This is a genomic window from Streptomyces sp. SAI-135 (assembly GCF_029893805.1).
Classification (GTDB): domain Bacteria; phylum Actinomycetota; class Actinomycetes; order Streptomycetales; family Streptomycetaceae; genus Streptomyces.
The window spans coordinates 888,572-908,701 of record NZ_JARXYP010000002.1; the positions used below are offsets into that span (position 1 = coordinate 888,572).

A 20,130-nucleotide genomic window follows, 5' to 3' on the forward strand; every position below is an offset into this window, starting at 1 on the left:
GGCCCATGACTACCGACATCACCACCGAGAACCCGCAGGCGGCCGCCGTGCCGCCTGCGGGCGCTGCCCCCCGCAAGGTGCCCCGCGGGCACCGCCGTCTGCTGACCCGCCGGGACCGGATCACGCTCGCCTTCATGGCGGGGGTGCCCACCGTCTTGCATGTGGCGCTGGTGTGGGTGACCGCGCTGGCCTCGATCGCGCTGGCCTTCACCAGCTGGGACGGGATCGGCTTCGACTCCATCCGGTGGGTGGGGCTGGACAACTTCCGTCAGCTGTTCACCGACAACCCGCAGTTCTGGCCCGCCCTCGAGCACAACATCATCTGGTTCGTGGTGCTCATCTGCATCCCCACCCCGCTGGGCCTGTTCCTGGCGGTGCAGCTGGACAAGAAGATCCGTTTCTCCCGCATCTACCAGACCGCGTTCTTCCTGCCGGTCGTGGTCTCCCTCGCGGTCACCGGCTTCGTGTGGCAGCTCGTCTACAACCCCGACACCGGCCTGATCAACAGCCTCATCGGCGCCAACAAGCCCGGCCACTACATCGACTGGATCGGCGACCCCGACCTGAACCTGTGGGCCGTACTGATCGCCGCGTCCTGGCGCCACACCGGCTACATGATGATCCTCTACCTCGCCGGGCTGAAGGGCGTGGACCCCTCCCTGCGGGAGGCGTCCTCCCTGGACGGCGCCAACGAGTGGCAGACCTTCAAGAACGTCATCTTCCCCACCCTGCGCCCCACCAACACCGTCGTCCTGGTCGTCACCATCATCGAGGCCCTGCGCGCCTTCGACCTGGTCTTCGTCTTCAACAAGGGCGCCCAGGGCACCGAACTGCTGTCCATCCTGATCACCAACAACATCATCGGCGAGTCCAGCCGGATCGGCTACGGCTCCGCTATCGCCGTCGTCCTGCTGCTGATCTCCCTCGTCGTGATCATCCCCTACCTGATCGCGACCTTCCGCAAGGAGCGGCGCGCATGAGCACCCTGACCGCGCCGGCCAAGCAGCGCACCCCCCTGCGCCCGGCCCGCATCCTGCTGCACACCTTCCTCGTCATCACCGCGCTGGCCTGGCTCGCCCCCCTGCTGTGGGCGGTCTTCGCCGCCCTGCGCCCCTACTCCGAGACCAGCACCAAGGGCTACGTGTCCTGGCCGGACACACTGAGCTGGGACAACTTCACCAACGCCTTCCAGCAGTCCGACATGCTGCACTACTTCGGCAACACCCTGCTCATCGCGATCCCCGCCGTGCTGCTGACCCTGCTGGCCTCCTCCATGGTCGCCTTCTACGTCTCCCGCTTCGACTTCCGCCTCAACCTCTTCCTGCTGCTGGTCTTCACCGCCGGCAACCTGCTGCCCCAACAGGTCATCATCACCCCGCTGTACCGCATGTACCTGCTCATCGATCTGCCCGGCATCACCATGAGCGGCAAGCTCTACGACTCCGCCCTCGGCCTGGTCCTCATCCACGTCGCCTTCCAGTCCGGGTTCTGCGCCTTCGTCCTGTCCAACTACATGCGCATGCTCCCCCACGAACTCACCGAAGCCGCCCTCGTCGACGGCGCCTCCGTATGGCGCATGTACTGGCAGATCGTCCTGCCCCTGTGCAAACCCGCCATGGCCGCCCTGGCCACCCTGCTGTCCATCTGGATCTACAACGACTTCTTCTGGGCCATCGTGCTGATCTCCACCGGCGAGAACATGCCCATCACCTCCGCCCTGAACAACCTCTCCGGCCAGTACTTCACCGACCCCAACCTCATCGCCGCCGGCGCCCTCCTCACCGCCATCCCCACCCTGATCGTCTACTTCGCGCTCCAACGCCAGTTCGTCAGCGGACTGACCCTCGGCGCCAACAAGGGCTGACACCGGCCCCGTTCGAAAGTGATCCCTGAATTGACTACCGCACGCCGTCTTCGCCTTCCCGGAATCGCCTACGGCGGCGACTACAACCCCGAACAGTGGCCCGAGGAGGTCTGGGCCGAGGACGTCCGTCTCATGCGCGAGGCGGGCGTGAACATGGTCAGCGTCAACATCTTCGCGTGGGCGCTCCTCGAACCGAGCGAGGGCGCCTACGACTTCGCACGCCTCGACAAGATCCTCGGCCTGCTCCACGAGAACGGCATCGCCGCCGACCTGGCGACCCCGACCGCGGCCCCTCCGGCCTGGTTCTTTCGCAAGCACCCCGACGCCCTGCCGGTCGACCAGGACGGCCGCAGACTGTCGTACGGCAGCCGCCAGACCTTCTGTCCCTCCCACCCCGCCTACCGGGACGCCGCCCTGCGGATCGCCCGGGCGCTCGGGGAGCGCTACGCCGACCACCCGGCCGTGGTGATGTGGCACATCCACAACGAGTACGGCTGCCACAACGCGGCCTGCTACTGCGACACCAGCGCGGCGGCCTTCCGGCGCTGGCTGCGCGAGCGCTACGGCGACCTGGACGTCCTCAACCACGCCTGGGGCACCACCTTCTGGAGCCAGTGGTACTACGACTGGGACGAGATCATCCCGCCCCGCGCCACCGGCGCCGCACCCAACCCCACCCACCAGCTCGACTGGCGGCGCTTCTGCAGCGACGAACTGCTGTCGTTGTACGTCGCCGAACGGGACGTGCTGCGGGAGGCCGCTCCCACGATCCCGGCCACCACCAACTTCATGGTGAACTTCAGCATCGAGGCACTCGACTACTGGCGTTGGGCACCGGAGCTGGACATCGTCTCCAACGACCACTACCTGCGCTCCACCGACCCCGAGTCGCAGGTCGACGTCGCCCTGAGCGGCGACCTGGTGCGCTCCATGGCCGGGGGGCCGTGGCTGCTGATGGAGCACTCCACCGGGGCCGTCAACTGGCAGCCCGTCAACCGCGCCAAGGTTCCCGGCGAGATGCGCCGCAACGCCCTCGCCCATGTCGCCCACGGTGCCGACGGCATCGCCTTCTTCCAGTGGCGGGCCGCGAAGGCGGGCGCCGAGCAGTGGCACTCGGCGATGCTGCCGCACGCCGGAACCGACAGCCAGATCTGGCGGGACGTCGTTCAACTCGGCGCGGATCTGGAGGCGTTGGCCGAAGTACGGGGCAGCTCCACGACCGCCGAGGTCGCGGTGGTGTGGGACTGGAGCGCCCGCTGGGCGGTGGAGCAGCCGTCCCAGCCCAGCGGCGAGCTGCGGTTCACGGAGCTCGTACGGGACTGGTACCGGCCGCTGTGGGACGCCGGCGTGGCTGTGGACTTCGTACGCCCCGACGCGGACCTGTCCTCGTACCGCCTGGTCCTCGTGCCGAGTCTCTACCTGGTCGACGACGAGGGCGCGGCCAACCTCGCCGGCTTCGCCGAGAGCGGCGGCACGCTGGCCGTCGGCTTCCACAGCGGCGCCGTGGACGAGAACTGCCATGTCCGGCTCGGCGGTTACCCAGGCGCCTTCCGCGAGGTCCTCGGCGTGAGCACCGACGAGTACTTCCCGCTGCTGCCCGGTGAGACGCTGCACCTCACCGGGGCGGTCCCCGCGGACGCCACCGCCACCCTGTGGTCCGAGCGCGTCCGGCTCGCGGGAGCCGAGCCGGTGGCCGCCTACGGCGACGGGCCGCTGACGGGCGTGCCCGCCGTCACCCGGCACACTGCGGGTGACGGGTCCGCCTGGTACCTGGCGACCCGCCCGGACCCGGCGACGCTGGCCGCGTTGCTCGCCCGCATCTGCGACGAGGCAGGTGTCCGGCCGGTCCTGTCCGGTCTGCCGGCCGGTGTCGAGGCGGCCCGGCGCACCGGCCCCGACGCCGACTTCCTGTTCCTGATCGACCACGGCGGCAACGGCGCCGAGATCCCCGCCGAGGGCGTCGAGCTCCTCACGGGCAAGGAGGTCGGCGGCACGGTGACCGTGCCCGCGGGAGGTGTGGCGGTCGTCCGCGAGCCGCGCTGACTACCGCAGGGTGTTCTCGTCGTCCGTGGACATGTCCTGGGTGCCGATGACGGCGAGCAGTTCCAGTTGGGCGGCGGCCTCGGTGCCGGGCGGGGCGCTGAACCAGAGCAGGCGCTGGCGTCCGTCCTCGCTGAACAGGGTGTGGCAGTCGACTTCGACGACGCCCAGCGTGGGATGGACGATCCGCTTGTGGTCGACGCGCCGCAGGGCGACGTCGTGCATGTCCCACAGAGCGGCGAACTCCTCGCTGCGGCGGCACAGCTCGGCCACCATCCCGGCGACCTCCGTGTCGCCGCCGCGCCGGGCGGCGACGGCCCGGAGGTCGGCGACGAAGGCCCTGGAGTGCTGGGGGTGGTCCTCGGCGGGATAGACGGTGCGGGAGGCGGGGTCGGTGAACCACCGGTGGACGAAGCTCCCGGCCGTGCCGCGGCGGCCGGGGGCGCGGCCGATCAGCGCGACGGCCAGTTCGTTCTGGACGAGGGTCTCGTGCAGATCGGTGATGATCTGCGCGGGTGTCGTGGTGAGCCGGTCGAGCAGGCCGAGCAGGGCCGGCTGGGCATGGGCGTTCGAGCCCCGGGCCGCCGTGGGGACGGGCCGGTCTGCGAGGTGGAACAGATGGGCGCGCTCGTCGCCGCCGAGCCGCAGCGCCCGGGCGAGCGCGGCCAGCACCTGCGCGGAGGGCTGGACGCCGCCTCCGCGTTCGAGTTCGGTGTAGTAGTCCGCCGACAGGCCGGCCAGCTGCGCGACCTCCTCGCGGCGCAGCCCGGGCACCCGGCGCCGAGGTCCGGTGGGCAGGCCGACGTCACAGGGCCGTACGCGGTCGCGCCGGGACCTCAGGAACACGGCGAGCTCGGCAAGGTTCATCCCGCCATCATCACGCGGGACGCGGCGGCGGAGCCAGGGGATGCCGACCCCAGGGTGGACACAGCCCTGGCTGGGCCCGCCGCACCGGACGACTGTGGTGTGCGTACGGAATCCGCCACCATCACAGACGGAGCAGCATCCTCATGCCGTTCGCGAACTTCAAGGTCCCTGCCGGCACCCTCACCGAGGAGCAGAAGCAGCAGATCATCACCCGCACCACCGAGCTCTACGTGGACGTCTACGGCGAACGCGCCCGCGCCACCACCCTCGTCCTCGTCGAGGAGGTCACCGACGGCGGCTGGGGCATCGGCGGCCACGTGCTGACGCTCGCCGAGCTCCAGCGGACCGACGGGAGCTGACCACTCGGCCGGGAGGGGGTGCGCGGCCGGCGCCGTGGTGCTCGACGCTGCTCGCCCTCGGCCTCAGTCGGAGCCGCACCCTGCTCGCACTGGGGGCGCGGGCGGCACCCGCGCCGGCCCCGGAATTTCCGGGCGGGTGCCGCCGGGCTGCGGCACCATGGGCCGGATGCGCTCTCATTTGCTCGGGATCCCGGAGCTGACGCGGGCTCCCGCGGTCGCCGTCGTCGTCGATGTCCTTCGCGCCTTCACGGTGGCCGCGCACGCCTTCGCCGGTGGCGCCGAGAAGATCGTGCTGGCCCCCTCGCAGGACGAGGCCCTGGAGCTGAAGGCCGCTCGTCCGGGATGGCTCGCCCTCAAGGACGGTGCGCCCGCGCCCGGGTTCGACGCGTTCAACTCCCCTGCCATGCTGGCGGACCACGATCTCGCCGGCCGCACGATCGTGCAGAAGACGACCGCGGGCACGGTGGGCGCCCTGGCGGTGGCCGACGCCCGGCTGCTGCTGTGCGCGAGTTTCGTCGTCGCGGGCGCCACCGCGCGGCTGCTGCGTGAGCGCGGCGCGGAGGAGGTGACGTTCGTCGTCACCGGCGAGGAGGGGCGGGCCGAGGAGGACCGCGCGTGCGCCGAGTACATCGGGCGACGCGTCGAGTCCGCCGAGGAGGACGCGGAACCGTACCTTGGCCGCGCCCGGGACTCCCGCTGGGCGGCCGCGCTGGAGCAGGGTGCGCGGCAGGGACTGCCGGGCATCCACCCGGACGACGTCCGCCTCTGCCTGGAGGCGGACCGGTTTCCGGCAGGGACTGCCGGGCATCCACCCGGACGACGTCCGCCTCTGCCTGGAGGCGGACCGGTTTCCGTTCGCCATGGTCGCGGGGCGCGAAGGCCCGCTGATGGTGCTGCGGCCGGTGCACCCCCAGGCGTGACACCGCGCCGATGACTTTCGCGGTCCCACGGGGTCTTCCTTCCCGACGACTCACGCCGAACGGATGTGATGACCGTGCCCAGCAGCTCCGCCTACGCCAAGGTCAGCGGCCTGGAGATGTACTACGAGACCCACGGCACAGCGCCCGAGGGGAGCCGCCCGTTGGTGCTGCTGCACGGCGGTGCCCTCACCGTCGGCCTGACCTTCTCCGCCGTACTGCCCGCCCTGGCCGCCGACCGGCGGATCATCGCCCCCGAACTGCAGGGGCACGGCCACACCGCCGACATCGACCGTGCGATGACGGTTCCGGACCTGGCGTCGGACGTCGTGGCCCTGCTCGACGAACTCGGCGTCGGGCAGGCCGACTTCCTCGGGTTCAGTCTCGGCGGGCTGACCGCGCTGGAGCTCGCGGTGCGACACCCGGAGCGCGTCGGACGGCTCGCGCTCGCCGCCACCATGTACAGCCAGGACGGGGTCCACGACGACGTCCGCGTCCCGGACTACAGCTCGCCCCGGCTGCCCAGCCAGGACGACTTCCGGCAGATGGCCGACGCCTACGCGGCCATCGCGCCCCGGCCCGAGCACTTCGAGGACTTCCTCGCCAAGGTCTCGGCGGCCGCCCACGCCTCGCTGCCCTGGACCGCCGACGACCTGCGTGCACTGCGGGCGCCCACCCTGCTGCTCGTCGGCGACAGCGACTTCGTCCGCGCGGAGCACGCGGCGGAGATGCAACGGCTCATCCCTGACGCCCGGTTGGCCGTTCTGCCCGCCACCACCCACATGACCCTCATGCACCGGACGTCGCTGATGCTGCCGCTGCTGGGCGAGTTCTTCACCTGACGCACCGAGACACGTTCGCGGAAGACGGGGGCGAACAGAACACTCGCAGCATCACGGTCCTCTTGAGCCCTGTTGAATCCCCTTGGCCGAAACTCGCCCCCATGTGACTAAAGTTCAACATCGCGCTCCGTGAGTTCACTGTTTACCCCGGGTAATGCCTTGCCTTTCCGGATCCCGAGCCGTAACCCTTCCTCCACAACCAGCCAGGGCTCTGGGGGGAGTTGGCTTATGGAAGGCACGGTGGACGGGTTCCGCTACGGCGCGGTGACCCCGGTCGCCGCCTATCTCATGGCGTGCCTGGGAGGGGCCCTGGGGCTGCGCTGCATCGTGCGCACCCTGCTCAACTCCCAATCGTGGAAGGCGGGTTGGCTGGCACTCGGCGCCGCCTCGATCGGCTGCGGCATCTGGACGATGCACTTCATCGCCATGATCGGTTTCCAGGTCGTGGAGACCCGGATCCGCTACGACGCCGGGCTCACGGTCCTGAGTCTCGCCGTGGCGATCGTCGTCGTGGGCATCGGCGTCTTCATCGTCGGCCACCGGGGAGCCAGCCCCCTGAACCTGTCCTTCGCCGGCGTCATCACCGGCCTGGGCGTGGCGGCCATGCACTACCTCGGCATGGCCGCGCTGCACCTGAACGGAACGGTCCACTACGACCCCGCCGTCGTCGCGCTCTCCGTGGTCATCGCGATCGTCGCGGCGACCGCGGCCCTGTGGGCGGCCGTCACGATCCGAGGCTTCCTGACGAGCCTCGGCGCCAGCCTGATCATGGGCATCGCCGTGACCGGGATGCACTACACGGGCATGTCCGCGGTCAGCGTCCATGTGCACGGCAGGACCGGTGGCCCGTGGGCGGGCGACTCACCCACCTCGCTGCTGCTCCCCATGCTCCTGGGGCCGGCGATCTTTCTGCTGCTGGCCGGAGTGGTGGTCATGTTCGACCCGCTCCTGGTGCTCGGGGAGGGCGACTGGAACCGCCCGTCCGCCTCGGCCGCGCGCACGGAAGCGGCACCCGGTCTGCGCTTCGACGACCAGGAAGACCAGAGGAACCAGGGGAACGATGAGGTCAGGGTGATCCACGCCCGGGCACCGCAGGATCCCCAATGGGCGGCCCCGCACAACCCGCGGAGGTGAGAACCACCCCCGCGCGCCGCCCACGATCCGGCGACGTCCGGCAGGGCGCCGCCCCACCGCACTCCCCCTTCCCCGCCCGGTCTAGATCGTTGTTACGGTGCACCGGTGTCTGACTCCTCACGCGATACCGCCGAAGGCGCCGGCTGGGGCTCCGCCCGACTCGGCGAGTACAAGCGGCTGATGCCGCCCGAGGTCGAGAAGATCTCCTGGCTGAACCCGAAGACGCTGTGGGCCGCCCGCAACGGCGTGGTCGCCTCCTGGTTCGGAGACCCCACCGGCCGTACCCGAAGCCGCTGGGTGGCCCAGCGCGCCGCGGCCGGCGCACCCGCCGACAAGGTGATCCGGCGCGAGGACCCGGAGACGTTCTCGTTCATGGTCATCGGCGACACCGGTGAGGGCGACGACCCCCAGTACGCCGTCGTGCCAGGTTTTCTGAGGGTCAGTCAGGACACCCGGTTCGCCGTGGTGGCCAGTGACGTGATCTATCCGGTGGGCAGCGCGGACGACTACGGCACGAAGTTCTTCCGGCCCTACCAGGACTATCCGGCGCCGATCTACGCGATACCCGGAAACCACGACTGGTACGAGGGTCTCGGCGCCTTCATGCGCGTCTTCTGCGACGACGCCCCGCCCCTGGAGCCCGAGCCCGCGCCCCGCCCCCTGACCCGCTCCTGGCTGCGCTCCCTGCTGTGGCACCGGCCGCGCTCGAACGACGGTCAACACCTCGACGAGGCCCGCCGGTTGCGTGCGCAGCCGTCCCAACGGGCGGTCCAGCCGGGCCCGTACTGGGCCGTCGACGCCGGCCCGGTGCGCATCATCGGCATAGACACCGGACTGCTCGGCACGCTCGACGCCGAACAGGGCGCCTGGCTGCGCGAGGTCTCCCAGGGCCCGCGCCCGAAGATCCTCGTCACCGGTTCGCCCCTGTACGTGGACGGCGAGCACCACCCGTGCGCCATCGAGGGCGGCGGGACGGTCGACGACATCGTGCGCGAGCCGGCCCATCACTACGTCGCGGCGATAGGCGGCGACATCCACAACTACCAGCGCTACCCGGTCGACGTGGACGGCCGCACCATCCAGTACGTCGTCTCGGGCGGTGGCGGCGCGTTCATGCACGCCACCCACACCATCCCGCACGTCTCGATCGCGAACGTGACGGAGAAGGACTTCCGCTGCTATCCCCTGCGCGGCGACTCCCTCGCGTTCTACAGCAGGCTGTACGGCCGCCGGCTGCGCCTGCGCCGCTTCTTCACCCTCACCGAGGCCGAGGCCACCGCGGTGATCGCCGAGCGCCTGGGCATCCCGCCCACCCGTCTCCCGGGCGAACCGGCCCGCGTCACCCTGCGCACCCGTCTGGTCGCCAGTCTCCTCGGCGCCGGCGGGCGGCCCGACCGCACCTCGCGGTTCCGGCTCCCGGTGCGCAAGATCTACACCCAGCTGTTCTCACCGAGCTCGGCGACGTACAGCCCGCCGTTCTTCAAGTGCTTCCTGCGGCTGGACGTCACCCCGGAGGCGGTGCGTCTGCGCTGCTTCGCGGCCACCGGCAACCTCGCCCAGGAGCTCGACCCGCCGGTCGAGGACGAGGTGACCATCCCCCTGCCCCGGACCTCGCCCGCCGAGCCCGACGACCGGGAACATCACGTGTGACGACCGGGTTGGCACTGCCGTACTGCTTGATATGTCAAACACCCCGGAGGAGCCCGTGCCGCCCACCCCCCGCCCCCTGCGCAAGCTGGGCTTCCTGACCATCGGCCTGTTCGACGAGGCGGATCCGCGGCGCGGGCACGAGTCCACGCTGGAGATCATCGAGCTGGGTGAGCGGCTGGGCTTCGACAGCGCGTGGCTGCGCCACCGGCATCTCCAGTACGGCATCTCGTCCCCGGTGGCCGTCATGGCGGCGGCCTCGCAGCGCACCAGCCGGATCGAGCTCGGCACGGCGGTCATCCCGCTCGGCTGGGAGAACCCGCTGCGGCTGGCCGAGGACCTGGCGACCGTGGACATCCTGTCCGGCGGCCGGGTCAACCCCGGCGTGAGCGTCGGCCCGCCGATGCACTTCGACGACGTCAAGGGGGCGCTGTACCCGGACACGGCCGACGTCGAGGACTTCTCCTACGAGCGGGTGCGACGGCTGCTGGACCTCGTGCGCGGCGAGCCGGCGAGCGAGTTCAGCGGGGCGCGTGGCTTCGAGGTCTTCTCGGACCGGGTGCAGCCGCACTCCCCCAGCCTCGGCCGGCGTCTCTGGTACGGCGGCGGCAGCCGGAGTTCGGCGCGCTGGGCCGGCGAGCACGGCATGAACTTCCTGACCAGCAGCGTCGTCAAGGCGGAGGATCCGGAAGGGCCGTACGACTTCGCGGAGATCCAGCTGTCGCACATCCGCGCCTTCCGGGACGCGCACCCGGACGGCGAGGAAGCCCGCGTGTCCCAGGGACTCGTCGTCATCCCGACCGACTCGGCCTCCGCGGAGCAGCGGGCGCGCTACGAGGAGTACGCGGCGAAGCGCACCCCTCGTACCGCGGCCCCGCAGGGCCCGGCGCGGTTGCTGTTCGCCCCTGACATCGTCGGCACGTCGGAGCAGATCGCCGAACGCCTGCACGCGCACGCCGCGTTCCGCGAGGTGGACGAGGTGGCGTTCGCGCTGCCCTTCACCTTCGAGCACGAGGACTACGTCCAGATCCTCACGGACATGGCGACCAGGCTGGGCCCGGCGCTGGGGTGGAAACCGGGCGCGTAGGTCTGCCCGCAGGGGGCGGGCCGAGGCCGGAGCAGACTCCGCCGGGGGGCTCCCCTGGCGGGGCGCCTGAAGCGGCGCCCACCCCGCCCCCTCACCAGCGCCCCACCTCCGTCCCGGTGATCGCCTCCGACGGCTTGCCGTCCACTCCCACCGGCACGTCCCCCGCCAGCATCACCCGGTGCATGGTCCGGGGGAAGCCGAGGTGGGCGTTGTCGCTGGGGGCCAGGTGGATGGTGGCGCGGTTGTCCCAGAAGGCGACGCTGCCGGGCTCCCAGCGGAAGCGGACCGTGTACTCGGGGCGGACCGCCTGTTCGAGGAGCATGTCGAGGATCGCCCGGCTCTCGGCGCGGGAGAGGCCGGCGATCTGCTCGACGTAGTAGCCGTTGACGTAAAGGATCCGCTCCCCCGTCTCGGGGTGCACCCGCACGAGCGGGTGCAGGGAGGCCACCTGGTGGTCCAGGAGGTGCCGGACATAGGCGTCCTCGCCGGGGCGGGGCTGGTAGCCGACGCCGAGCCGGTGCTCCACGCGCAGTCCGTCGACGAACTCCCGCACGGGGGCGGACAGTCCGGCGTAGGCGGCGGCGAGGTTGGACCACTGTGTGTCGCCGCCGTAGGGCGGAACGGTCTCGGCGCGCAGGATCGTCGCGGCGGGCGGGTCGATCCGTGCCCCGTGGTCGCAGTGCCAGCCGCGCAGCAGGGTGTGCCGGCGGCGTTGCAGCCACTCCTCGTGCTCCATGCCGAACTTTCCGCCCAGTTCCAGCCGGTCGGCGGTCGTCTCGATCTCCGGGAAGTCCGCCGGCGAGGCGCTGCCGCGCTTGGGCAGGACGACGGGCTCGCCGAACCTGCGGGCGAGGGCGACGTGCCCGGCGTGGTCGAGGTTCTGCCCCCGGAAGAACACCACCTTCCAGCGCAGCACCGCGGCCCGGATCGCGGTGACCACCGAGTCGTCGAGGTCGTCCGAGAGGTCGACACCCGTGATCTCGGCTCCGATGTGCCCGGCCACCGGGTTCACCTCGATGCCCGCGTCCCGTTCCGCCGTGCCCTGGTCCGTCGTCATGCATGCTCCGTCGGTCGCCTGGATCCGTCCTGTGGTCCGTGCCCCGCGGGCACGTCACCCATGGTTGACTGCCCAGCGTGGCCACACCCGCAACTCCCGAGCAGCCCGGTGCCTTCGTACGGCGGCTGCCGACGGGCGAACGTCTGCCCCTGCCCGCCGACTCGGTCGCCGACTGGGAGACCTTCCCCTTCGAGGGCGACCTGAGGGTCAAGCCCCTGCGGCCGCCCGTCCTCCCCGAACCCGCCCGTTCCGGCGAGGACGGCCCCGGCGCATGCCCGACCTGCCGGAAACCGGTGACGGAAGCCCTGTGGGCCGACGACCACTGGCGGGTGGACGCGGTCGGCACCGAGTCCCGGCTCCCGGCGGTCGTGATGCTGCAACCGCGCGGCCACCACGACCTGTCCGACCTCCCCGCCGAGCGGGCGGCCGAACTCGGTCCCCTCCTCCAGCGGGTGGAGCGGGCGGTCCTCGGTCTCGACGGCGTCGCCCGCGTCCACGTCAACCGGTGGGGCGACGGTGCCGCCCACCTCCACTTCTGGTTCCTCGCCCGTCCCGCGGGCCTGCTCCAGCTCCGCGGGACCTTCCTCCCGGTGTGGGAGGAGCTCCTGCCACCGATCCTCGAGGAGGAACGGCGGCAGGCCCATCGGCGGATCGCCGCCGCCCTGGCCGCGGGCGGCGGCACCGCCCACGCCCTCGGACGCTGAGCTCCCGTAGCCGTACGACCAGGGCCGGGACGCCCGGGTCCCGCCGGCCGCTTCTCCTCGGTGCCGTCCGTGCCGTCCGCCGCCCTCGTCCCGCCCGTCCGGTTGATCATTGCTCGCCCTGTCGGTGAAGGTGGGAGGACGACACAGTCAAGGGAAGGTCCGCACGTGATCAGCATCCCGACGCACACGCTCAATGACGGCACGACGATCCCCGCCCTCGGTCTGGGCACCTGGCCGATGGACGACACCGAGGCGGAACGGGCCGTCGCCGCCGCGCTGGAGAGCGGCTACCGGCTCGTCGACACGGCGACGAACTACCGGAACGAAACCGGTGTGGGCCGTGGTGTGGCCGCGGCCGGCGTCCCGCGCGAGGAGGTCCTCGTGACGACGAAGCTGCCCGGCCGGCACCACGGCTACGAGGAGACCCTGGCCTCCTTCGAGGAGTCCCGCTCCCGTCTCGGCCTGGAGTACGTCGACCTGTATCTGATCCACTGGCCGCTCCCCCGGGTCGACAAGTACGTCGACTCGTGGAAGGCCATGATCAAACTCCGCGAGGACGGCCTCGTACGGTCGATCGGGGTCTCCAACTTCACGCCCGCGCACATCGAGCGGCTGGAGAAGGAGACCGGCGTGCTGCCCTCGGTCAACCAGGTCGAGCTGCACCCCCTCTTCCCGCAGGACGAGCTGCGTGCCTTCCACGCCGGCAAGGGCATCGTCACCGAGAGCTGGAGCCCGCTGGGGCGCGGCTCGGACCTCCTGGAGGACCCGGCGGTGGCGGCCGCCGCCGAGGCGCACGGTGTCACGCCCGGCCAGGTGATCCTGCGCTGGCACATCCAGCTCGGTGCCCTGCCGATCCCGAAGTCCGGCGATCCCGGACGGCAGCGCACGAACCTCGACGTCTTCGGCTTCGAGCTGAGCGAGTCCGAGGTGGCGGCGATCGGCGACCGTGGGCACCGGCGCCTCGGCGGGGACCCGGAGGAGCACGAGGAGTTCTGAGCGGCGGGCGGGGTACCCGGGAGCGTCGGAGGGAGCCGCAGGTGAGTGAGCGACTGAAGGACTATCACGGCAAGCGGGACTTCGGACGGACGCGTGAGCCGGAGGGCCGGCGGGCCCCCGCGGGTACCGCGCCCCGGTTCGTCGTGCAGATCCATGACGCGAGCACGATGCACTTCGACTTCCGGCTCCAGGTCGGCGATGTGCTGAAGTCCTGGTCGGTCCCGAAGGGCCCCTCCGACGTCCCCAAGGACAAACGCCTCGCGGTGCCGACGGAGGACCATCCGCTGGAGTACGAGGACTTCGAGGGCGTGATCCCGCGGGGCGAGTACGGCGGGGGCACGGTGATCGTCTGGGACCGCGGCACGTACGAGCCCCTGAGCCACGACCGTGAGGGGCGTCCCGTCGACTTCGCCGAGTCGCTGGAGCGCGGACACGCCACGTTCCGGCTCCACGGGGCGAAGCTGCGCGGCACGTACGCCCTCACCCGCTTCCGTGACGAGGGCGACTGGCTGCTGGTGAGGACCGCCTCGGGCGGAGCGCGCGGGCACGGCACGCCGAACCCGCGCCGGGCCCGCTCGGTCCGGTCCGGCCGGACCCTGGCACAGGTCGCCGCCGAGGAGAACTGAGCCGGAAGATCCTCCGAACACCGCCCCAACTCGCCTTGCGGGCCTCTATGTTCGCAGCGTCGCCGCGACACGTCGTCGCACACGCACACGAGCCAGGAGGCCCTCCGTATGCGCATCGCGCTCCGTACCGCCCTGTCCGGCGCGGTCGTCGCCGCCACCGTCCTCACCGGCGGCACCGCACAGGCGACCCCGCCCGGCCCCGGAGTGACCGGCACACTGATCGCCCAGAAGACCGTGGGCGGCACCGACTACGTCCTGAGGGAGATCACCGTCCCGCCGGGCCAGGCGACCGGCTGGCACTACCACGACGGCCCCGTCTTCGGGTACGTCAAGCAGGGCACCCTCAGCCACTACCACTCCGACTGCGCCAGTGACGGCGTCTATCCGCAGGGCACCGTGGTGCGGGAGCCGGGCGGCCCGGGCGACGTCCACCTCGGCCGCAACGAAGGGGACGTCCCGCTGGTCCTGGAGGTGCTGTACGTGCTTCCGCACGGCTCGCCGTACTCGGAGGACGTGCCGAACCCCGGCTGCTCCTTCGAGTGAGCCCGAGGCTCAGAACTCGGTCGGTTCCAGGGACTGTTCGGCCCAGATCGTCTTGCCGCCGCCGGTCTGCCTGCTTCCCCAGCGCTGGGTGAGCTGGGCGACCAGCAGCAGCCCGCGGCCGCCCTCGTCGAAGGCGTGGGCGCGCCGCAGGTGCGGTGAGGTGGAACTGCCGTCGGAGACCTCGCAGATGAGGGTGCGGTCCCGGATCAGCCGTAGCTGGATGGGCGGTTCGCCGTAGCGGATGGCGTTGGTGACCAGTTCGCTGACGACGAGTTCGGTGACGAAGGACGTCTCCTCCAGTCCCCAGGCGGCCAGTTGATCGGTGGCGGCCTGGCGGGTCGCGGCCACGTGTGCGGGGTCGGGTGCCACGTCCCAGGTGGCGACCCGGTCCGCGCCCAGGGCCCGGGTACGCGCGAGCAGCAGGGCCACGTCGTCGCCGGGTTCCTCGGGCAGTACGGCCTTGAGGACGGTGTCGCACAGGTCGTCGAGGGTGTCGGTCCGCGCGGTGAGCGCGCGGCACAGCTCGTCGGTGGCGTGGTCGACGTCGCGGTCCCGGTCCTCGATCAGACCGTCGGTGTAGAGGGCGACGACGGACCCCTCGGGCAGTTCGATCTCCGTGGCCTCGAAGGGCAGTCCGCCGACGCCGAGCGGGGGTCCCGCGCTCAGGGGGACCAGGCGGGTGGTGCCGTCGGGCAGGACGACGGCGGGCGGCGGGTGGCCGGCGGCGGCCGTGGTGAGACGGCGCGAGACGGGGTCGTAGACGGCGTACAGGCAGGTGGCGCCCAGCTCGGCGACCTCGTCGTCGCGGTCGCCGGAGGCGAGGTGGGTGACCAGGTCGTCGAGGTGGGTGAGGAGCTCGTCGGGGGGCAGGTCGACGTCGGCGAGGGTGCGCACCGCCGTGCACAGGCGGCCCATGGTCGCCGAGGACGGGATGCCGTGGCCGACGACGTCGCCGACGACGAGGGCGACGCGGCTGCCGGAGAGCGGGATGACGTCGAACCAGTCGCCGCCGATGCCGGCCAGCGAGCCGGAGGGCAGATAGCGGTGGGCGACCTCGACGGCGGCCTGTCCGGGCAGACCACGCGGCAGCAGGCTGTTCTGCAGGGCCAGTGCGGTGGTGCGCTCGCGGGCGAAGCGGCGGGCGTTGTCGATGCAGACGGCGGCCCGGCTGGCGAGTTCCTCGCCGAGGACGGCGTCGTCCTCGGCGAAGTCGTCGGGGTGGGCGATGCGGACGGCGACCGCGACGCCCAGGGTGGTGCCCCGGGCCTTGAGGGGCACGGCGAGCACGGAGTGGACGCCCTTGCGGTAGGAGCGGCCCGCGGGGGCGCGGGCGTTGCGCTCGGCGACCCAGCGCATGAAGTCGGGCTCGCCCGCCTGGCTGAGGGCGGCCCGGCCCTCCCGCAGGGCTCGGGCGGGCGGTGAGGGGGCGGGGTAGACGTCCCTCTCGCCGAGGCGGACGGCGGCCTCGGGGGTGCCCTCGTGGGCGGAACCGTGGGCGACGCGGCGCAGCGCGATGTCACCTTCCAGGGCGGTGGGCGGCTCGTCGGAGCCGAGCACCCAGTCGAGGAGGTCGACGCTGGCGAAGTCGGCGTAGCGGGGCACGAGGAGGGCGACGAGCTCCTCGGCGGTGCGCACCACGTCCAGGGTGGTGCCGATGGTGGCCGCTGCCTCGTTCAGCAGGGCCAGTCGCTGCCGGGCCCAGTACTGGTCACTGCTGTCGAAGGCGGCCAGGGCGACACCGGCCGGTTCGGTGGAGCCCTCCTCGCGGACGGGCCACATCTCGCAGGTCCAGGCGTGTTCGTGGTTGAGCGCGGGCGCGCCGGCGAAGCTCTCGTAGCGGGCGGGTCTGCCGGTCTCGGCGACCTGGCGCAAGGTGGCCAGGAATCCGCGGGTGTGTTCGGCGTCCTCGACGGTGTCCGCGAAGAAGCGGCCGAGCAGGGCTTCCTCCGGCACTCCCATGACCCGGCAGGCCATGTCGTTGAGGCGCAGGTAGTGCTGGCGGGTGTCGAAGACCGACATCGACATGGAGGCCTGCTGGAAGGCCTGCCCGGCGAGAGTGGGCTCGATGGGGCCGGGCCGCCGGCCGGTGATCACGTATCCGGTCGGTGTGCCGTCGCCGCCCCGCACGGGGCAGGCGTCCAGGACGAGGGTGAGGAGGGAACCGTCGCGGTGGCGCAGTACGACGGTCCCCTTCAGCGCTGTCACGGCTGATTGCGGCGGGTCCTCGGCGAGCAGTTCCCGGGCCGTCCGCCCCACGACCTCCTGGGCGGTGTGTCCCGTCAGCCGCCGGGCAGCCTCGCTCCACCCCGTCACGACACCCGCGGCATCGGTGACCGCCGTAGCGGAGACGTGCTCCATATCGTCCAGGATGGTCCCATTGCCGGACCGCATCAACCGAAACGGGGCAACGGGGCCCCGGCCGTCACGTGCGGTGGGCGCGCAGGGCCTCCAGGGCGCGGTCGGCGTGGGTGTTCATGCGCAGTTCGCTGCGGACGACCTCCAGCACGGTGCGGTCCTCGGCGATGACGAAGGTGACGCGCTTGGTGGGGGCCAGGGAGAAGCCCCGTCTGACGCCGAACAGCTCGCGTACCGTGCCGTCGGCGTCGGACAGGAGGGGCATGCCGAGGGTGTGGCGCCCGGCGAACTCCTGCTGGCGTTCGACGGTGTCCCCGCTGATGCCGACCGGCCGGGCACCGACGGCGGCGAACTCGGCGGCCAGGTCGCGGAAGTGGCAGGCCTCCGCGGTGCAGCCGGCGGTCAGGGCGGCGGGGTAGAAGAAGAGCACGACCGGGCCGTCGGCGAGCAGCTCGGACAGCTTGCGGCTGGTGCCGGTCTCGTCGGGGAGCTCGAAGTCCTCGACGGTGTCGCCGGTCTCCGGTGCCCTGCTCATGCCCGGCCCTCCCCGTTCCTGGCGATGCCGCGGGCCCACAGCACGAGCGGCACCTGGAGCGGCAGCCGTCCGAGGGCCGCCGCCTTCTGGGGTGCGGGCCGGTGGCGCCAGTCGACGGCCATCTTGACGTTGGCGGGGAACACCCCGACGAAGAAGGCGGCGGTGGCGAGCGCGGCGGCCTGCCGGGTCTTCGGCGCCGCCAGACCGGCGGCGAGCGCGAGCTCCACGGCGCCGCTCGCGTAGGTCCAGGTCCGGGGCGTGCCGGGCAGGGCCTTGGGGACGATCGCGTCGAACTGGCGCGGCCGGGCGAAGTGGGCGGCGCCCGCGGTGGCCAGCAGGCCGGCGAGCAGCAGGGGCGAACGTGGGGACCGTGACACGGTTCCTCCTTCGGGGGGGGCTGCCGCGCACATTACTGGACGGTACGAAAACCTCGTCCGGCGGCCTCGCTCGTTACGGGGAGCGGCGGTTGTGGGTGCCCGGCGTGTAGCCGAAGGAGCGGCGGAAGACGTCGATGAAGGCGCTCGCGGAGGACCAGCCGCAGCGGTGGGCGACCGTGGTGACGGGGACGTCGTCGGCCAGCATCCGCAGGGCGTGGTAGAGGCGCGACTGGGTGCGCCACTGGGGGAAGGTCATGCCGAACTCGCTGCGGAAGAGACGGCTGAGCGTGCGTTCCGAGGCGCCGGTCGCGGCGCCGAGGGCGGCCAGGGTGCGCGGATCGGCGGGGTCGGTGTGCAAGAGCGCGCAGACCGCGGCCAGCCGGGGGTCGGACGGGGCGGGCAGCCGGAGGGGCTGCTGCGGCGAGGCGCGCAGCTGGTCGCGCAGCACGGCGAGGAGACGGTGGCGTTCGGGGCTGTCGTCGGCGGGGTCACGGGTGTGGGCGCGGATCAGCTCGCGCAGCAGCGGGCCCACGGCGAGCACGGTCGGCGCGTCCAGGCCGAGCGGGTTGTCCGCGGCGGGCAGTCCGACCAGGTGCAGGTCTAGGTGTCCGTGGGCGCGGTGGGCGTGGACGGTGCCCGCGGGGATCCAGATGGCGCGGGTGCCGGGTGCGAACCAGGTGCCGGCGACGGTGGTGACCGCGAGGACGCCGGAGCCGGCGTAGACGATCTGGTGGTCGTCGTGCCGGTGGGCCTCGATGCGCTCGCCCGCGGCGAGGTGCTGGGCGCGGGTGGGGGCCACCGGGGTGTGGCGGATGTTCGACACAACAGGGCAGGTTATCGGAAGCGGGCCAGACGGCTGCCGGGCGAGGCTCGGTTCCGTGTCCAAGAACCGTTCCCTCACGCTGATGTCGCTCGGTCACGCCTGCGTGGACGTGTACCAGGGGGCCGTCGCCGCCCTGGTGCCGTTCTTCGTCGCCGAGCGGGCCTGGTCCTACGCCGCCGCGTCGGGCGTCGTCCTGGCCGCGTCCCTGCTGTCGTCGGTCGTGCAGCCGTTGTTCGGCGCGCTCACCGACCGCTGGGCGATGCCGTGGTTGCTGCCGGTGAGCGCGCTGACCGCGGGCGCGGGTGTCGCGCTGAGCGGGGTCGTCGGCTCCTATCCGCTCACCCTGGCGGCGGTCGCCGTGTCGGGGGCCGGGGTCGCGGCCTATCACCCGGAGGCCGCGAGGGCCGCGCGGGCCGTCGCGTCCGGCGGCAACAGGGGGATGGGGTGGTTCTCGCTCGGCGGCAACGCCGGTTTCGCCCTGGCCCCGCTGCTGGTGGCCGCCGTGATCGCCACCGGGGGCCTGAAGGCCTCTCCCCTGCTGCTGGTGCCGGCCGTGGTGGGCGCGGCCCTGTGCGCGGCGGCGGTGCGCGCGTGCCGGTCGCGCCCGGCGGCGGCACCGGCGGCGGGGCGGGGCGGCCGTGACGACTGGCCCTCGTTCCTGCGGCTGTCGGGTGCGGTGGTCTGCCGCTCGGTCGTGTTCGTCGGACTGAGCGCGTTCGTCTCGCTGTACGTCCGTGAGCGCGTCGGCGGCGGCGATGCGGCCGGTACGGCGGCGCTGTGCGTGCTGTACGCGGGCGGTGCCGTGGGCACGGTCCTCGGCGGGCGGCTCGCCGACCGGTACGGGCGCCTCCCGGTGGTGCGCGGGGCGTACGCCCTGACGGTGCTCGCCGTCGCCGGGGTGGTGCTCGTCCCCGGCCCGGCGGTGTACCTGTGCGTCGCCCTGTCCTCGGCCAGCCTGTACGTGCCGTTCTCCCTGCACGTCACCCTCGGCCAGGACTACCTGCCCGGACGGGTGGGCACGGCGAGCGGCGTCACGCTGGGCCTGACGGTGAGCGTCGGCGGGCTGGCCGCACCGGCGTTGGGAGCGCTGGCCGACACCACGTCGCTGCGGACCGCGCTGGTGCCGCTGATCGCCCTGCCCGCGCTGGGCGGTCTGCTGCTGCGCGGACTGCGCGACCCCGCTCCCGCCGAGCCGCTCCTCCCCACGCGCTGAGCCTCAGCCGGCGCCGGCACCTACGGCTCCATGCCCGCCCTCCTCACGGGCGCCGTGCCCGCCACGGAGACGGCGGCGGCCCCGGCGCCGGCCGCGCAGACGCCGTCCGGACGCTGACGCCGCCCGCCCGATGGCCGTTCACCG

Annotated in this window: 19 protein-coding genes and 1 pseudogene; 14 read left to right on the forward strand and 6 right to left on the reverse strand. The window is 72.2% G+C overall.

The window, feature by feature from the left end; translation table 11 throughout:
* Positions 1-5: 5 nt before the first annotated feature.
* Genes M2163_RS08380 through M2163_RS08390 form a run of 3 tightly spaced genes read left to right on the forward strand, consistent with a single transcriptional unit; the run spans position 6 to position 3,907 of the window.
* A complete protein-coding gene (locus M2163_RS08380; RefSeq protein WP_280893604.1) occupies positions 6-980 on the forward strand; it encodes a sugar ABC transporter permease in 975 nt (324 codons plus the stop codon).
* A complete protein-coding gene (locus tag M2163_RS08385) occupies positions 977-1,864 on the forward strand; it encodes a carbohydrate ABC transporter permease (protein WP_280893605.1) in 888 nt (295 codons plus the stop codon). Before M2163_RS08380 ends, M2163_RS08385 begins: the two co-directional genes overlap by 4 nt.
* Positions 1,865-1,894: 30 nt before the next feature.
* The gene (locus M2163_RS08390; protein WP_280893606.1) at positions 1,895-3,907 is read left to right on the forward strand and encodes a beta-galactosidase; all 2,013 of its coding nucleotides are present in this window, start codon (positions 1,895-1,897) and stop codon (positions 3,905-3,907) included.
* On the opposite strand, the gene M2163_RS08395 is transcribed toward M2163_RS08390, so the two are convergent.
* Complete coding sequence (locus M2163_RS08395) at positions 3,908-4,771, reverse strand: helix-turn-helix transcriptional regulator (protein ID WP_280853440.1); 864 nt, start codon at positions 4,769-4,771, stop codon at positions 3,908-3,910.
* Positions 4,772-4,914: 143 nt separating this feature from the next.
* On the opposite strand from M2163_RS08395, the gene M2163_RS08400 reads away from it, so the two are divergent.
* The 6 genes and pseudogenes from M2163_RS08400 (at position 4,915) to M2163_RS08425 (ending at position 10,757) form a co-directional block, all read left to right on the forward strand.
* Positions 4,915-5,130: a 4-oxalocrotonate tautomerase family protein gene (locus M2163_RS08400; protein ID WP_280893607.1), complete on the forward strand. Its 216-nt coding sequence runs from the start codon at positions 4,915-4,917 to the stop codon at positions 5,128-5,130.
* A 166-nt stretch (positions 5,131-5,296) separates the two neighbouring features.
* Positions 5,297-6,050, forward strand: a pseudogene (locus M2163_RS08405) (2-phosphosulfolactate phosphatase).
* Positions 6,051-6,118: 68 nt separating this feature from the next.
* Complete coding sequence (locus tag M2163_RS08410) at positions 6,119-6,889, forward strand: alpha/beta fold hydrolase (RefSeq protein ID WP_280893608.1); 771 nt, start codon at positions 6,119-6,121, stop codon at positions 6,887-6,889.
* Positions 6,890-7,117: 228 nt separating this feature from the next.
* Positions 7,118-8,023: an MHYT domain-containing protein gene (locus M2163_RS08415; RefSeq protein ID WP_280893609.1), complete on the forward strand. Its 906-nt coding sequence runs from the start codon at positions 7,118-7,120 to the stop codon at positions 8,021-8,023.
* Positions 8,024-8,128: 105 nt separating this feature from the next.
* A complete protein-coding gene (locus M2163_RS08420) occupies positions 8,129-9,673 on the forward strand; it encodes a metallophosphoesterase (RefSeq protein WP_280893610.1) in 1,545 nt (514 codons plus the stop codon).
* A gap of 55 nt (positions 9,674-9,728) precedes the next feature.
* Positions 9,729-10,757, forward strand: coding sequence for an LLM class flavin-dependent oxidoreductase (locus M2163_RS08425; RefSeq protein WP_280897232.1), 1,029 nt, complete (start codon positions 9,729-9,731; stop codon positions 10,755-10,757).
* 91 nt (positions 10,758-10,848) lie between these two features.
* Here the strand turns inward: M2163_RS08425 and M2163_RS08430 are convergent, their stop codons facing one another.
* The gene (locus tag M2163_RS08430) at positions 10,849-11,814 is read right to left on the reverse strand and encodes a TauD/TfdA family dioxygenase (RefSeq protein ID WP_280893611.1); all 966 of its coding nucleotides are present in this window, start codon (positions 11,812-11,814) and stop codon (positions 10,849-10,851) included.
* A 77-nt stretch (positions 11,815-11,891) separates the two neighbouring features.
* On the opposite strand from M2163_RS08430, the gene M2163_RS08435 reads away from it, so the two are divergent.
* From M2163_RS08435 to M2163_RS08450, 4 genes are all read left to right on the forward strand, one after another.
* Positions 11,892-12,518 carry a hypothetical protein gene (locus tag M2163_RS08435; RefSeq protein WP_280893612.1) on the forward strand — a complete coding sequence of 209 codons (627 nt, stop codon included), beginning with the start codon at positions 11,892-11,894 and terminating at the stop codon, positions 12,516-12,518.
* 165 nt (positions 12,519-12,683) lie between these two features.
* A complete protein-coding gene (locus tag M2163_RS08440; protein WP_280853432.1) occupies positions 12,684-13,514 on the forward strand; it encodes an aldo/keto reductase in 831 nt (276 codons plus the stop codon).
* A gap of 41 nt (positions 13,515-13,555) precedes the next feature.
* A complete protein-coding gene (locus M2163_RS08445) occupies positions 13,556-14,140 on the forward strand; it encodes a DNA polymerase ligase N-terminal domain-containing protein (RefSeq protein WP_280853431.1) in 585 nt (194 codons plus the stop codon).
* Between the two features lie 108 nt (positions 14,141-14,248).
* A complete protein-coding gene (locus tag M2163_RS08450; protein ID WP_280853430.1) occupies positions 14,249-14,683 on the forward strand; it encodes a cupin domain-containing protein in 435 nt (144 codons plus the stop codon).
* A 9-nt stretch (positions 14,684-14,692) separates the two neighbouring features.
* Here M2163_RS08450 and M2163_RS08455 read toward each other — a convergent pair whose 3' ends face one another.
* The 4 genes from M2163_RS08455 to M2163_RS08470 all read right to left on the reverse strand — a co-directional run bounded on the left by M2163_RS08455 (position 14,693) and on the right by M2163_RS08470 (position 18,773).
* Positions 14,693-17,041 (reverse strand): SpoIIE family protein phosphatase, encoded by a 2,349-nt coding sequence (locus tag M2163_RS08455; RefSeq protein ID WP_280893613.1) that lies wholly within the window; start codon positions 17,039-17,041, stop codon positions 14,693-14,695.
* 64 nt (positions 17,042-17,105) lie between these two features.
* Entirely contained in the window at positions 17,106-17,573 is a 468-nt protein-coding gene (locus M2163_RS08460) for a peroxiredoxin (RefSeq protein ID WP_280853428.1), read from the reverse strand.
* Positions 17,570-17,950, reverse strand: a complete 381-nt coding sequence (locus M2163_RS08465; RefSeq protein WP_280893614.1) for a DoxX family protein — start codon at positions 17,948-17,950, stop codon at positions 17,570-17,572. Before M2163_RS08465 ends, M2163_RS08460 begins: the two co-directional genes overlap by 4 nt.
* Positions 17,951-18,023: 73 nt before the next feature.
* Positions 18,024-18,773, reverse strand: a complete 750-nt coding sequence (locus M2163_RS08470; protein WP_280893615.1) for a helix-turn-helix transcriptional regulator — start codon at positions 18,771-18,773, stop codon at positions 18,024-18,026.
* 82 nt (positions 18,774-18,855) lie between these two features.
* On the opposite strand from M2163_RS08470, the gene M2163_RS08475 reads away from it, so the two are divergent.
* The gene (locus M2163_RS08475; protein WP_280897233.1) at positions 18,856-19,986 is read left to right on the forward strand and encodes an MFS transporter; all 1,131 of its coding nucleotides are present in this window, start codon (positions 18,856-18,858) and stop codon (positions 19,984-19,986) included.
* The last annotated feature ends 144 nt before the right edge of the window (positions 19,987-20,130 follow it).

Coding starts and splice junctions, on each gene's coding strand:
- M2163_RS08380 (WP_280893604.1), top strand. CDS start 6: ATGACTACCGACATCACCACCGAGAACCCGCAGGCGGCCGCCGTGCCG.
- M2163_RS08385 (WP_280893605.1), top strand. CDS start 977: ATGAGCACCCTGACCGCGCCGGCCAAGCAGCGCACCCCCCTGCGCCCG.
- M2163_RS08395 (WP_280853440.1), bottom strand. CDS start 4,771: ATGAACCTTGCCGAGCTCGCCGTGTTCCTGAGGTCCCGGCGCGACCGC.
- M2163_RS08400 (WP_280893607.1), top strand. CDS start 4,915: ATGCCGTTCGCGAACTTCAAGGTCCCTGCCGGCACCCTCACCGAGGAG.
- M2163_RS08410 (WP_280893608.1), top strand. CDS start 6,119: ATGACCGTGCCCAGCAGCTCCGCCTACGCCAAGGTCAGCGGCCTGGAG.
- M2163_RS08415 (WP_280893609.1), top strand. CDS start 7,118: ATGGAAGGCACGGTGGACGGGTTCCGCTACGGCGCGGTGACCCCGGTC.
- M2163_RS08430 (WP_280893611.1), bottom strand. CDS start 11,814: ATGACGACGGACCAGGGCACGGCGGAACGGGACGCGGGCATCGAGGTG.
- M2163_RS08450 (WP_280853430.1), top strand. CDS start 14,249: ATGCGCATCGCGCTCCGTACCGCCCTGTCCGGCGCGGTCGTCGCCGCC.
- M2163_RS08455 (WP_280893613.1), bottom strand. CDS start 17,041: ATGGAGCACGTCTCCGCTACGGCGGTCACCGATGCCGCGGGTGTCGTG.
- M2163_RS08460 (WP_280853428.1), bottom strand. CDS start 17,573: ATGAGCAGGGCACCGGAGACCGGCGACACCGTCGAGGACTTCGAGCTC.
- M2163_RS08475 (WP_280897233.1), top strand. CDS start 18,856: ATGTCGCTCGGTCACGCCTGCGTGGACGTGTACCAGGGGGCCGTCGCC.